Origin of the sequence: Streptomyces aureus, assembly GCF_001418135.1 — a bacterium.
GTDB classification, from domain to species: domain Bacteria; phylum Actinomycetota; class Actinomycetes; order Streptomycetales; family Streptomycetaceae; genus Streptomyces; species Streptomyces aureus_A.
In genome coordinates, this window is sequence record NZ_LIPQ01000134.1 from 22017 (window position 1) to 32851 (window position 10835).

Annotated in this window: 14 protein-coding genes and 1 pseudogene; 2 read left to right on the forward strand and 13 right to left on the reverse strand. The window is 71.2% G+C overall.

Features of this window, described 5'->3' with window-relative positions:
• Positions 1-33: 33 nt before the first annotated feature.
• Positions 34-654, reverse strand: coding sequence for an RsiG family protein (locus AOK00_RS13455; RefSeq protein ID WP_055600551.1), 621 nt, complete (start codon positions 652-654; stop codon positions 34-36).
• Between the two features lie 139 nt (positions 655-793).
• Here AOK00_RS13455 and dtd point away from each other — a divergent pair, with 139 nt between their 5' ends.
• The gene (dtd, locus tag AOK00_RS13460) at positions 794-1219 is read left to right on the forward strand and encodes a D-aminoacyl-tRNA deacylase (RefSeq protein ID WP_030323272.1); all 426 of its coding nucleotides are present in this window, start codon (positions 794-796) and stop codon (positions 1217-1219) included.
• A gap of 16 nt (positions 1220-1235) precedes the next feature.
• Here the strand turns inward: dtd and ygfZ are convergent, their stop codons facing one another.
• The 6 genes from ygfZ to AOK00_RS13490 form a co-directional block, all read right to left on the reverse strand.
• Positions 1236-2216: a CAF17-like 4Fe-4S cluster assembly/insertion protein YgfZ gene (gene ygfZ / locus AOK00_RS13465; protein ID WP_055600540.1), complete on the reverse strand. Its 981-nt coding sequence runs from the start codon at positions 2214-2216 to the stop codon at positions 1236-1238.
• 9 nt (positions 2217-2225) lie between these two features.
• Positions 2226-2663, reverse strand: a complete 438-nt coding sequence (locus AOK00_RS13470; protein ID WP_055600541.1) for a Fur family transcriptional regulator — start codon at positions 2661-2663, stop codon at positions 2226-2228.
• Between the two features lie 101 nt (positions 2664-2764).
• Positions 2765-3394 (reverse strand): restriction endonuclease subunit S, encoded by a 630-nt coding sequence (locus tag AOK00_RS13475; protein WP_055600542.1) that lies wholly within the window; start codon positions 3392-3394, stop codon positions 2765-2767.
• On the reverse strand, positions 3391-5052 hold the full coding sequence (locus AOK00_RS13480; RefSeq protein ID WP_055600543.1) for an N-6 DNA methylase: 1662 nt from the start codon (positions 5050-5052) through the stop codon (positions 3391-3393). The genes AOK00_RS13475 and AOK00_RS13480 overlap by 4 nt, the downstream gene beginning before the upstream one ends.
• Before the next feature lie 14 nt (positions 5053-5066).
• Positions 5067-5702: a hypothetical protein gene (locus AOK00_RS13485; protein WP_254047354.1), complete on the reverse strand. Its 636-nt coding sequence runs from the start codon at positions 5700-5702 to the stop codon at positions 5067-5069.
• Between the two features lie 384 nt (positions 5703-6086).
• On the reverse strand, positions 6087-6659 hold the full coding sequence (locus tag AOK00_RS13490; RefSeq protein ID WP_055600545.1) for an FABP family protein: 573 nt from the start codon (positions 6657-6659) through the stop codon (positions 6087-6089).
• Between the two features lie 276 nt (positions 6660-6935).
• On the opposite strand from AOK00_RS13490, the gene AOK00_RS13495 reads away from it, so the two are divergent.
• Positions 6936-7301 carry a DsrE family protein gene (locus AOK00_RS13495; protein ID WP_055600546.1) on the forward strand — a complete coding sequence of 122 codons (366 nt, stop codon included), beginning with the start codon at positions 6936-6938 and terminating at the stop codon, positions 7299-7301.
• A gap of 30 nt (positions 7302-7331) precedes the next feature.
• Here AOK00_RS13495 and AOK00_RS13500 read toward each other — a convergent pair whose 3' ends face one another.
• From AOK00_RS13500 to AOK00_RS13520, 6 genes and pseudogenes are all read right to left on the reverse strand, one after another.
• Complete coding sequence (locus tag AOK00_RS13500; RefSeq protein WP_055600547.1) at positions 7332-7595, reverse strand: DUF3099 domain-containing protein; 264 nt, start codon at positions 7593-7595, stop codon at positions 7332-7334.
• Positions 7596-7692: 97 nt separating this feature from the next.
• Positions 7693-7980, reverse strand: a complete 288-nt coding sequence (locus AOK00_RS13505; RefSeq protein ID WP_015035121.1) for a DUF1416 domain-containing protein — start codon at positions 7978-7980, stop codon at positions 7693-7695.
• 49 nt (positions 7981-8029) lie between these two features.
• On the reverse strand, positions 8030-8875 hold the full coding sequence (locus AOK00_RS13510) for a sulfurtransferase (RefSeq protein ID WP_055600548.1): 846 nt from the start codon (positions 8873-8875) through the stop codon (positions 8030-8032).
• 205 nt (positions 8876-9080) lie between these two features.
• Positions 9081-9161, reverse strand: coding sequence for a putative leader peptide (locus AOK00_RS41385; RefSeq protein ID WP_350497993.1), 81 nt, complete (start codon positions 9159-9161; stop codon positions 9081-9083).
• A gap of 216 nt (positions 9162-9377) precedes the next feature.
• On the reverse strand, positions 9378-10064 hold the full coding sequence (locus AOK00_RS13515; RefSeq protein ID WP_055600549.1) for an LmeA family phospholipid-binding protein: 687 nt from the start codon (positions 10062-10064) through the stop codon (positions 9378-9380).
• Positions 10065-10167: 103 nt separating this feature from the next.
• Positions 10168-10835: pseudogene (locus tag AOK00_RS13520) on the reverse strand (hypothetical protein); the annotation flags it as partial.

Below are 10835 nucleotides of genomic sequence, written 5' to 3' on the forward strand. Positions count from 1 at the left end.
CGTGGTCTCCACGACCTCTGCAGCCTCTGCGGCTCACGCCAGCAGGTCGTCGACCTGCGCCTCGCCCTCCCGGTAACGGCGGGCGATCTCGGCGCTGCAGTCGTCGGCGGTCCGCTGGAGGTGCTGCCGGCGCCGGGAGATCTGCTGCTCGTACCCGGCGAGCCGCCCCATCCCCGCGTGCAGCTCGTCGTCCGTGCGCGCCGTGAGGTCCGACAGCTCGACCTCCGACAGCATCTCGGACGCGAGCCGCCGGTACTCCTCGCTGCGCGGCGTCGACAGCGTCACGTGCCGGGCCGACGAGCGGTGCCGCGAGGGCACGTCGGCGAGGATCTCGGAGAGCCGGTCGAGGACCGGGGCCTCCGGGTCGGTCCGCCGCGCCAGCTCGGCCCGCAGGATGTCGATACGGCCCTGGAGCATCCGGCGCACATAGCTCAGGTCGGCCTCGTCGCTCTGCGCGTCCCGGCGCAGGGCACGCAGCTCGGGCAGCCGGAGCGCACCGAGCTCGGGCTGGGTCCGGTCCGGCAGGGCGGGTTCGGCGGTCCTCTGTACGGGTGGGCGCGTGGCCGGGCCTCCGCCCGGTCCACCGCCCCTGGTTCCGGCGCGGATCAGCGGTACGGGGCCGGACGGCGTCGGCCCGGTGCCAGGTGCACTCATGAGAATCGTCCCCTCGACCGGTGCGGAGCCGCACCGCCTGACACGCATCGTGCCACTCATGCGTGTGCGCGTGCAGGCGCTCTGCACCCGTTCGGCCCCTCATCCGTCGGAGTGGTGCCCACTCGGTAGGTTGGGGCGTATGCGTGCAGTGGTGCAGAGGGTGGACGGCGCGAGTGTCGTCGTCGCAGGGGAGACCGTCGGTGAGATCACCGGCGAGGGCTTGTGCGTGCTGGTCGGGGTGACCCACGACGACACCCCGGAGAAGGCCGCCCAATTGGCCAGAAAGCTCTGGTCCGTCCGGGTACTGGACGACGAGAAGTCGTGCTCGGACGTGAACGCGCCGCTGCTCGTCATCTCCCAGTTCACGCTCTACGGGGACGCCCGCAAGGGCCGCCGGCCCACCTGGAACGCGGCCGCGCCCGGCCCGGTGGCGGAGCCCCTCGTGGACGAGGTCGTGGCCCGGCTGCGCGAACTGGGCGCGCACGTGGAGACGGGCCGGTTCGGAGCGGACATGCGCGTCTCGCTCACGAATCACGGCCCGTTCACGGTGCTGCTGGAGGTCTGAGCGACGCCCGGCGGCCCTACGGCTCGACGACGGTCTCCTGCGCGGCCGCCGTCGTCCCGGCGACCAGCGGGGCGTCCACCGGCACGTTCCGCTTCACCAGGGCCAGGGCGATCGGCCCCAGCTCGTGGTGACGGACGGAGCTGGTCACGAAGCCGAGCTGGCGGCCCTCCTCGCCGTCGGCGGCGAGCCGGAGCGGGGTCCCGTGCCCGGGCAGCAGCACCTCGCTGCCGTCCAGGTGCAGGAAGACCAGGCGACGCGGCGGCTTCCCCAGGTTCTGCACCCGGGCGACGGTCTCCTGGCCCCGGTAGCAGCCCTTCTGGAGGTGGACGGCGCTGCCGATGAGGCCGACCTCGTGCGGGATGGTCCGGTGGTCGGTCTCGAAGCCGAGCCGGGGCCGGTGGGCCTCGACGCGCAGCGCCTCGTACGCGAGGATGCCGGCGGCCGGGCCGTGCGAGGCCCCGAAGGACTCCAGGTCGGCGCGGGGCAGGAAGAGGTCACGGCCGTGGGGGGTCTCCCGTACGACGACTCCCTCGGGCACCTCGGCGATGGAACCGGCCGGGAGGTGGACGACGGCGATGTCGTCCGTACGGTCGGCGACCTCGACGCGGTAGAAGAACTTCATCGACTCCAGGTACGCGACGAGCTCCTCGCGCGTCCCCGGCTCGACGTGCGCCCACACCGTCGTGCCGTCGTCGACGAGGTACAGGGCGTGCTCGATGTGCCCGTTCGCGGAGAGGATCAGCGCCTCGGTGGCCTGTCCGGGCGCGAGGTCGGTCATGTGCTGGGTGACGAGCAAGTGCAGCCAGCTCAGCCGGTCGTCACCGGTGACGGCGACGACACCGCGGTGCGAGAGGTCGACGAAACCGCGTCCGTCGGCGAGGGCGCGCTGCTCGCGGAAGAGGTCGCCGTAGTGCGCGGCGACACCTTCGTCGCGGCCTTCCGCGGCGACGGCGCCGGGCAGGGACAGCAGAGGGCTGGTCGTTGAATGTCGCTGCATGGGGCAAGCCTACGACTCGCTGTCCAGAGCCTTCCGCGTACAGTCCGCGCACCGGCCGAAGATGGCGAAGTGCTTCATGTCGGTCTCGAAGCCGAAGGTCTCGCGGAGCTTCCCGGTGAACTCGGCAGCCACCTCGACATCCGCCTCGATCACCTCGGAGCAGTCCCGGCAGACCAGGTGCAGATGGTGGTGCCGGTCGGCGAGGTGGTACGTCGGAGCCCCGTGCCCCAGATGGGCGTGGCTCACCAGACCCAGCTCCTCCAGGAGTTCCAGGGTCCGGTAGACGGTGGAGATGTTCACCCCGGAGGCGGTCCTGCGGACCTCGACGAGGATGTCGTCGGGCGTCGCGTGTTCGAGCGCGTCGACCGCCTCCAGGACGAGCTGACGCTGCGGCGTCAGCCGATAGCCGCGCTGCCGCAGGTCGCTTTTCCAGTCGGTACTCACCACGCCCCCCAGTGTAGGAGGGCGCGGCGCTCCGCCCCAGCTGCCGGCGGGATCCCGAGAGATCCAGCGGGCTCCCGCTGGATCCGGCCGCATCCAGCGGGTGTCTAGCGGGAGGAGGCGATGCCGTCGTCGGGCGCGTCCCCTGAGGTGAGCAGGTCGGCCAGGGCCCCGCGCAGCGCACGGGTCGCCCGGACGACTTCCTCGTGGGCACGCACCTTGTCGTCGAGAGCGGCCAGCATGCGGCCGACCTCGTGCTGTTCCGCGGGCGGGGGCAGCCGGACCGACAGCTGGCCGAGCATCCGCAGGGAGACGTGCTGGACGGCCGAGCCGGTGGCCACGCGCTGGAACCACCGCTGGGTCGCGGGCGCGGACAGATACGCCACCAGGTACGCGGAATCGACGGCTGCCGGGTCCCGCACACGGAGGCGGATGAGGTGCGGCCCGTTGAGCCATCCCTGTTCGGCCTCGGTGACCAGCGCGACCCTGCCGACCGTCCCCGACCGGGTGAGGAGGACGTCCCCGGCACTGAGCCGGTAGTCCCGGCCGGGCCGCCGGCCGTCCGGGTCCAGATGACGCTCGGGCACGCGGGTGAGCCGGTGACCGACGAGGTCGCGGGCGCCCACCACCGGGACGCCCACCTCACGGAACTCCTCGGGCCGGACGACCAGCCCGATCTGGATGTCGCACAGATCGGCGAGCGTCCGAGGCATCCGGCCTCCGTCGCGGTCCGTCATCGTTTCCCCTGCCACTCGCCGAGTACCCGGGCCGCGCGCTCGTCGGCAGCTCTCGCGGCCTCCTCCCGGACTGCCAGTTCCGCGATCAGCCGCTCGACCTCGGCGCGGCCGGAGCCCCCGAGTACGGCGGATTCCTCCTGGGGAACGTACAAGGCCGGCGTCAGCACGTGATCGCGCAGGGCGATCTCCGCGACGGGCACCGAGACGCTGAACCCCCTCCTCCCGTGGAAGGGCTCGCCCGCCTCGCGGGCCCCGCGCCACCGGGAGCAGGTGTCGATCAGGGTTCCGACGTCGCCCGCGGAGAGCTCCCGCCGCGCTCGGTTCGTCATGGAGCCCAGGGACTCGGCGTCGACGAACAGGACCTCGTCACCGCGCCCGGTCGGAGGCCTCAGGAGCCAGAGCGTCGCCCTGACGCCCGTTGCCCGCCCGAACAGCTGAGCAGGAAGGGCGATCAGTGCTTCGACGGCCCCGTCGTGGACCATGCGGCTGCGGATCGCCTGCTCCGCCGCGTTCGTCGACTGGGCCGCGATGTCCGGCATGAGGACTGCGGCCCGCCCCTCCTCCGCGAGTGCGGCCAGTGCCAGCTGGAGCCAGGCGAAGTTGCCGTTGGCCGCCGGTGGCGTCCCGTAGCGGAACGCGTCCGGGTCCCAGCCGCGCTCGCCTGCCCGCAGGTTGAAGGGAGGGTTGGTCGCCACGCGGGTGTAACGGCCCATGGCGTGGGGGGGCCGGTCCGGTGCGGGACGCGCCCGCCACCCGTCGAGCTCCGGTTCGACGCCTCGGACGCGCAACCGCATGCGGACGAGGTGAGCGCTGTTCTCGTCCCCGCAGATGCCGTGCGCCCCGAGTCCGGCCGGGCCCGCTTCCGTACGGGTGTCCGCGGCCACTTCCCGGCCGGCCGACACGCACGCGTCCAGGAGTTCACCCGTGCGGCAGTACGGGTCGAAGGCGGGTCCGAACGTGGGCAGCAGTCCCGCCATGAGGTGGCGCAGGGCCGGCGGCGTGATGATCTCGCCGCCGCGTGCGTCCACGTCCATGCGCAGCTCCACCAGGCGGTCGAGGGCTTCCGCCGCCGACTCCGGGTCCCACTCGGCCTCCGCCAGGGCGGTGGCGGAGTGCCGCAGCACGCTGTCGAACCGGTCCGTGTCGGGGAATCCGCCGCGTTCGTCGAGCCGTCCCGGCGACCACACCCCGTCGTCGACGAGCGCGTACCGCAGGCGGCCCCAGCTCTGTGTCACATGGTCGCGGTAACGACGGTCGTCGGCGCCCGCTCGGGTGCCGAAGATGTAGACGAGCGCGAGGAGCACGTCCAGATGATCGGCCCGCTGGAGATCGTCCCGCGCTTCGAGCAGGCGGCGGACGACGGTCAGGGGCGTGGGGCCGTGCTCCCGGCCGAGAGCTGCCAGGAAGCGATCCCCGTACGTGGTCCCGGGGAGCTCGCCCTCACGCAGGGCCGGTGCCGGAATCCTCCGCTTCCGGAGCCAGGCCCCGACGTCCTCGGCGAGGAAGAGGTCCGCCCTGCCCGTTCCGGTCGCCATGCTGTCCACAGCCTGGGGAAAGTCCGGGTACCGGCCGGCCCAGTTGGTCACGGCCGGCCGGTTCACCCCGGCCAGCTCGGCGATCCGGGACCGGGTGACCAGCGTGTCGTCGGGTTTCCGCATGACGGCCGTTCCTCTCAGAATCGCGGCGAGTGCCGCCCGCTCAGCACGGCGCCCTTCGCCGCCAGGACCTCCGGGAACCGGTCCATCGACCGGACTTCCTTGGCGAGCACCTCGTTCACGTATCCCATGATCCGGTAGAGCTTCGTGTGGTCCGCCGCGAGGTCCCGGGCGTGAACGGGTTCGTGGTGCATGATCCGGTTCCGCAGCAGCACGAGGGACCACAGCTGGTCGTACAGCGTGTCGCGGCGACCCGAGTAACCCGGGAAGGCCTTGCGCACGGCCGGCACCCAGCAGGTCCGGTCGTACCGCCTGGTCAGCAACGACGCCCAGAAGCCGAACGACAACTCCGCCACCACGTCGTCCGGCGTCCCCGCCGAGCGGTTCCGGCGGCACTGGGCGCGCGCCTGCTCGACCTTGCGCAGGGTGTCGTCGGTCAGCGGGGCGACCCGCCACCAGTCCGCGCGGCCGTGGTGGGCGGTCAGCTCGCGGTGGACGGCGTTGCGCAGGGCGACCTCAAGGCAGTGAAACGGCCCGAAGAGCGCGCCGGACACCTCGATGTTCCACCAGTACAGCCGTGTGGCGCGAAGCGCGTCACCCCGTGCGGCTCGCAGATACGTGTCGAACCGCGGCGCCGAGAACGCGCCGGACATCCATTCGGGCACCTCGCCCATGCACTCCCCCGATGACGATTTCCAGCGACGCGTGTCACGGCGGCCGGCGGCCGCCACCTGTGGCGCCCGGCCGGTTCGGACGCTAAGCTCTGCTCTTGAAAGCTTCAGGCTCGCCTCTGCATGCACGCCACCTGGAGCACGGCTTTGTGAGACCCCCGGCCACGCCACATGCGGCCGGGGGTTTCGCGCGTTCCGGAGAACCCGTTGCGAGAGAACGTAGCGCAACACCGCGAGACGATCAAGTGCATCGCGGTCATAGCAATTCTGTGAACCCTTGAGGTCGGTCCGAGGCGTGCGGAAGGCCCGCCGGCATACGCCGACGGGCCTTCACAAGCGCGGGTGGCCTCGAAGAGACCGGCCTTCCTAGCGGAAGAAGGCGATGCCGTCGTCCGGCAGGTCGCCGAGGTTGCGGGCCATGTCCGCGACCTCCTCCGGCGTCACGACCTTCTTCAGGTGCGCCGACATGTACGGCCGCAGCGGGACCTCGGGGGTCGCCTTCTCGCCCACCCACATGAGGTCGCTCTTGACGTAGCCGTAGAGGCGCTTGCCACCGGAGTACGGGCCCGAGGCCGCGGTGCGGGCGACCGCGTCCGTGGCGAGGTCGATCTGCGGCTTCTGGTCGGCGAGCTCGCCGTACCAGATCTCGACGATGCCCTGGTCGCGGACCATGACGACCTCGACCTTGCGGTCCTTGTCGATGCGCCAGTAGCCGCTCTCGCTCTCCAGCGGACGGACCTTGTTGCCCTCGTTGTCCAGGACCCAGGAGTGGGACGTGTACTCGAGGAAGTCCCGGCCGTCGTGGCTGAACGTCACGGACTGCCCGAAGTTGCACTTCTCGGCGCCGGGGAAGTCGGACACACCCGCGCCCTCCCACGTGCCGAGCAGGAACGCGAGGGGGACGAGGTCCGGGTTGAGGTCGGACGGGATCTCGATCATGAGCAGCTCTGGCGTTCTCTAGAAGTGGTTGGCGAGAAGGATTAGCGCTGGCCCTGGTACAGCTTCTTCACGGCCAGACCGGCGAAGGCGATCACGCCGACGGCGACCAGGACCAGGAGGATTTCGAAGAAGATGATCACAGGGTGCTCCTCGACTGAGCGGTGAAGGCGGAACGGGCCGGACCCCAGCTTAGTGGGCGGGGGCCGGGGCCACTCGGTGAGGTGGGTCTCGCGCGCTGTGACCGGCGCGACGGTGCAGCGCATTACAGTTCGACACATGCCGAAGAAGCTCGTGATCAAGGTGACCGCGGGGGCCGAGGCCCCCGAACGCTGCTCCCAGGCCTTCACGGTGGCCGCCGTCGCCGCCGCCAGCGGCGTCGAGGTCTCGCTCTGGCTGACCGGCGAGTCCTCGTGGTTCGCCCTCCCGGGCCGCGCCGCCGAGTTCGAGCTCCCGCACGCCGCACCCCTCCCGGACCTGATCGACGGGATCGTGGCGGGCGGCGGGCGCATCACGGTCTGCACGCAGTGCGCGGCCCGCCGTGACATCGAGGAGAAGGACCTCCTGGAGGGCTTCCGCATCGCCGGCGCCCAGCTCTTCGTGCAGGAGGCGATGGCGGACGAGACGCAGGCACTCGTCTACTAGTCGGCCACCGCCGGCCGGACCGGCCGGCGGTCAGGGCTCCCGGCGCTTCTTCCCGTCCAGCTCGTCCCACCACTCGTCCGACGTCGGATCGCCCGAGGGGTCGTCCCACCAGCGATCCTCCGGGCCCCGACGGTTCGCGACCATCGCGGCGACCGGGGGGATGACCATGGCGACCACGCACATGCCGATGGCCACCGGCATCGAGAAGAGGCGCACGACGGCCCAGGCGCCCACGAAGAGCAGCAGGCAGGCGCCCATCATCCAGAAATAGACGTGGCGACGTCGTGCGTACACACCTTCAGGGTACGACCGAAGGGCCGTGCCTCAAGTCCTGGAAATGGCGTCCAACCCCCCAGGAGGCACGGCCCTTCGGCCGGTTCGGTGTCGCGGATCAGACCGCGATGGCGACCTCCGCGAGGCCACCGTGCTGCGCCACGACCTGACGGTCGGCGGTGCCGCCGGGGACCAGGGCGCGGACGGTCCAGGTGCCCTCGGCCGCGTAGAAACGGAACTGGCCGGTGGCGGAGGTCGGGACCTCGGCCGTGAACTCGCCGGTCGAGTCCAGGAGGCGGACGTAACCGGTGACGGGCTGGCCGTCCTTGGTCACGAAGCCCTGGATGGTGGTCTCACCGGGCTTGATCGTCGAGGCGTCGGGGCCGCCGGGCTGCGCTCCACACATGTCGTTCTGTCCTTACGGTCGAGGGGTCCGGAGGAGGGAGGGTCCGGGGTTACTTGTTGGCGCCGAGCTCGATCGGCACGCCGACGAGGGAGCCGTACTCGGTCCACGAGCCGTCGTAGTTCTTGACGTTGGAGACCCCGAGCAGCTCGTGCAGCACGAACCAGGTCAGCGCGGAGCGCTCACCGATGCGGCAGTAGGCGATGGTGTCCTTCGCCAGATCGACCTGCTCGTCCTCGTAGAGGGCCTTGAGCTCGTCGTCCGACTTGAACGTGCCGTCGTCGTTGGCGTTCTTCGACCACGGGATGTTGCGGGCGCTCGGCACGTGGCCGGGACGCTGCGACTGCTCCTGCGGGAGGTGCGCCGGGGCGAGCAGCTTGCCGGAGAACTCGTCGGGCGAGCGGACGTCGACCAGGTTCTGGGCGCCGATCGCGGCCACGACGTCGTCGCGGAAGGCGCGGATCGAGGAGTCCTGGGCCTTGGCCTTGTACTCCGTGGCCGGGCGGGCCGGCACGGCGGAACCGTCGACCAGGTCGCGGGAGTCGAGCTCCCACTTCTTGCGGCCGCCGTCGAGGAGCTTCACGTCCTGGTGGCCGTAGAGCTTGAAGTACCAGTAGGCGTAGGAGGCGAACCAGTTGTTGTTGCCGCCGTAGAGGACGACCGTGGTGTCGTTCGCGATGCCCTTCGCCGAGAGGAGCTTCTCGAAGCCCTCCTGGTCGATGAAGTCGCGGCGGACCGGGTCCTGAAGGTCCTGGGTCCAGTCGATACGGATGGCGTTGCGGATGTGGTTCTTCTCGTAGGCCGAGGTGTCCTCGTCCACCTCGACGATGGCGACCTGCGGGTTGTCGAGGTTGGCCTCGACCCAGTCCGCGTCGACCAGGACGTCGCTGCGAGCCATGCTGTTCTCCTCCGGGGCAGTGTGCGGCGGTGTGGTGCGGGTGTGCGATGTGGTGCGGTACGCCTCGTCGCGGGCGGCTCGTCGGGTGACGTGTCGGTGGACGTGTCGGGCAAGCGGACGTGCGTGACGGACGTGCGTACGGCTACACGGGGCGGCCCCGACCTCGGTCGGAGGGCCTGAGGAATACGGGAGTGGTGAGTCCCGCTCAGACGGAGCGACAGAGCATGGCGGCGACGCGGCACAGGTCTACTGCCCGCCGCTTCGTGAGATCCGCCTGTCGCTTCATGCCCTCGATCGTAGGGACGGACAGGCGGCCGTGTCACCGGTGTGTCGTATTTTGAGACGCGATCGTCCGAGATGTGAGACGTGGTCACCGTACGAGAGAGCTCCGGACGCCTCCGCAGCGGGACGCCCGGTTCTGATTCTGCTGGTCGGACAGCGGTGTCTCAGCATGTGACCAACGGGTACACGCCGGGACCCTCCGGACGGCCTTCCGGCGCCGTCAGCCCGCCAGGACGACGTCCTTGCCGGTCACGGTGACGGCCAGACCGTCCGGCCTCGGCTCGACCTTCTCCACCTTCATCCCGGCGATCACGCCGATCGGACGCTCGAAGTCCGTCCGCGCCCGGACCAGGTCCTCGATGCCCGGGATGCCCCCGCCGGGCACCTCGTCGGCACGGACCCGGATCGTGTCGCCGTTCACCACGGTCACCGTCGAGAGGACCGTGCGGGTCAGGGTGCGGCCCATCACCTTCACGCTCCCGGTCACCTTCACCTTGCCGTTGCCGCCGTAGGCGACGGTGGCCTCCCGGTCCGAGGCGGCGGTGAGGTCCGCGTAGGAGATCAGGGCGGTGCCGCTCGCGGAACCCGCCTTCGCGCCCGCCCAGTCGCCCGTCACGGTCACGTCCCGCAGGGCCACGGTCAGCTCGCCGACCCGGATGTTCTTGTCGCCCGCCGTCGCGGTGACGCCGGTCAGCCTGACGTCGACCTCGTCGAGCCGCTTGTCCGCGACCTGGGTCAGGAACGGGAAGCCCTTGATGTCGACCTCGACGGCGTCGCTCTTCGCCGAGGAGAGTCTCACCCGGCCCGCGGCCTCGTCCTCGGCGTACGACACGGCCAGCCGGTCGATCCCCACCAGGACCCCGCCCAGCACGACGGCCACGATCAACAGAATCCGCAGTGCTCGCATGGGCTGTGTGTCCCCCCGATGGAAATGGATAAAGTTCGGCCCCCCGACACGAAGATCGACGTGTCGGGGGGCCGGTTGGTTCCCTCCTGGTCCGCGGGCGCGGTCAGACCAGGGCCCTGCCCAGCAGGTAGACGGCGGGTGCGGCGGCCGTCAGCGGCAGTGCGACACCGGCCGTCATGTGCACGAAGCGGGACGGGTAGTCGTAGCTCGCCACCCGCAGGCCGACCAGCGCGCAGACCCCGGCCCCGAGGCCGAGCAGCGCACCGGAGGAGCCCAGGTCGGTGAGACCGCCGGCGGCGATCCCCGCGCCCGCCGAAGCAAGCAGCGCGGCGATCAGGGAGACGGGTCCGGGCAACGGGAGCGCCCGGGCGAGGACGGCCGCGGCGACCGCGCCCCCGCCGACGACGACCGCGTCCGCGTCGGCGCCCAGGTGTCCGGTGGCGACGACGGTGAGCGCCGCCGAGGCGATGGTGGCCATCAGGCCGTACATGCGCTCGTCCGGGTCGGCGTGGCTGCGCAGCTGGAGGACCAGGCAGAGCAGCACCCAGACACCGAGCGTGCCGAAGATCGCGGCGGCCGCGTTCTCCCGGCCGGTGACGAGCAGGGCCGCGTCGGCGGCGAGACCGCCGGCGAAGGCGAGGGCGATGCCCTGGCGGGCGGGCCACATGCCGTTGAGCCGGAACCAGCCGGCGGCGGTGAGTCCCTGGAGCAGCACGAGCGGGACGAGGAGCCCGTACGTGCCGAGGGCGGCGCCGCCGGCGAGCAGCAGTC

What these genes read in the sequence shown, in the direction of transcription:
- AOK00_RS13455 (WP_055600551.1), bottom strand. Translation starts at nt 654, where the DNA reads ATGAGTGCACCTGGCACCGGGCCGACGCCGTCCGGCCCCGTACCGCTG.
- dtd (WP_030323272.1), top strand. Translation starts at nt 794, where the DNA reads ATGCGTGCAGTGGTGCAGAGGGTGGACGGCGCGAGTGTCGTCGTCGCA.
- ygfZ (WP_055600540.1), bottom strand. Translation starts at nt 2,216, where the DNA reads ATGCAGCGACATTCAACGACCAGCCCTCTGCTGTCCCTGCCCGGCGCC.
- AOK00_RS13475 (WP_055600542.1), bottom strand. Translation starts at nt 3,394, where the DNA reads ATGACGGACCGCGACGGAGGCCGGATGCCTCGGACGCTCGCCGATCTG.
- AOK00_RS13480 (WP_055600543.1), bottom strand. Translation starts at nt 5,052, where the DNA reads ATGCGGAAACCCGACGACACGCTGGTCACCCGGTCCCGGATCGCCGAG.
- AOK00_RS13485 (WP_254047354.1), bottom strand. Translation starts at nt 5,702, where the DNA reads ATGTCCGGCGCGTTCTCGGCGCCGCGGTTCGACACGTATCTGCGAGCC.
- AOK00_RS13490 (WP_055600545.1), bottom strand. Translation starts at nt 6,659, where the DNA reads ATGATCGAGATCCCGTCCGACCTCAACCCGGACCTCGTCCCCCTCGCG.
- AOK00_RS13495 (WP_055600546.1), top strand. Translation starts at nt 6,936, where the DNA reads ATGCCGAAGAAGCTCGTGATCAAGGTGACCGCGGGGGCCGAGGCCCCC.
- AOK00_RS13505 (WP_015035121.1), bottom strand. Translation starts at nt 7,980, where the DNA reads ATGTGTGGAGCGCAGCCCGGCGGCCCCGACGCCTCGACGATCAAGCCC.
- AOK00_RS13510 (WP_055600548.1), bottom strand. Translation starts at nt 8,875, where the DNA reads ATGGCTCGCAGCGACGTCCTGGTCGACGCGGACTGGGTCGAGGCCAAC.
- AOK00_RS41385 (WP_350497993.1), bottom strand. Translation starts at nt 9,161, where the DNA reads ATGAAGCGACAGGCGGATCTCACGAAGCGGCGGGCAGTAGACCTGTGC.
- AOK00_RS13515 (WP_055600549.1), bottom strand. Translation starts at nt 10,064, where the DNA reads ATGCGAGCACTGCGGATTCTGTTGATCGTGGCCGTCGTGCTGGGCGGG.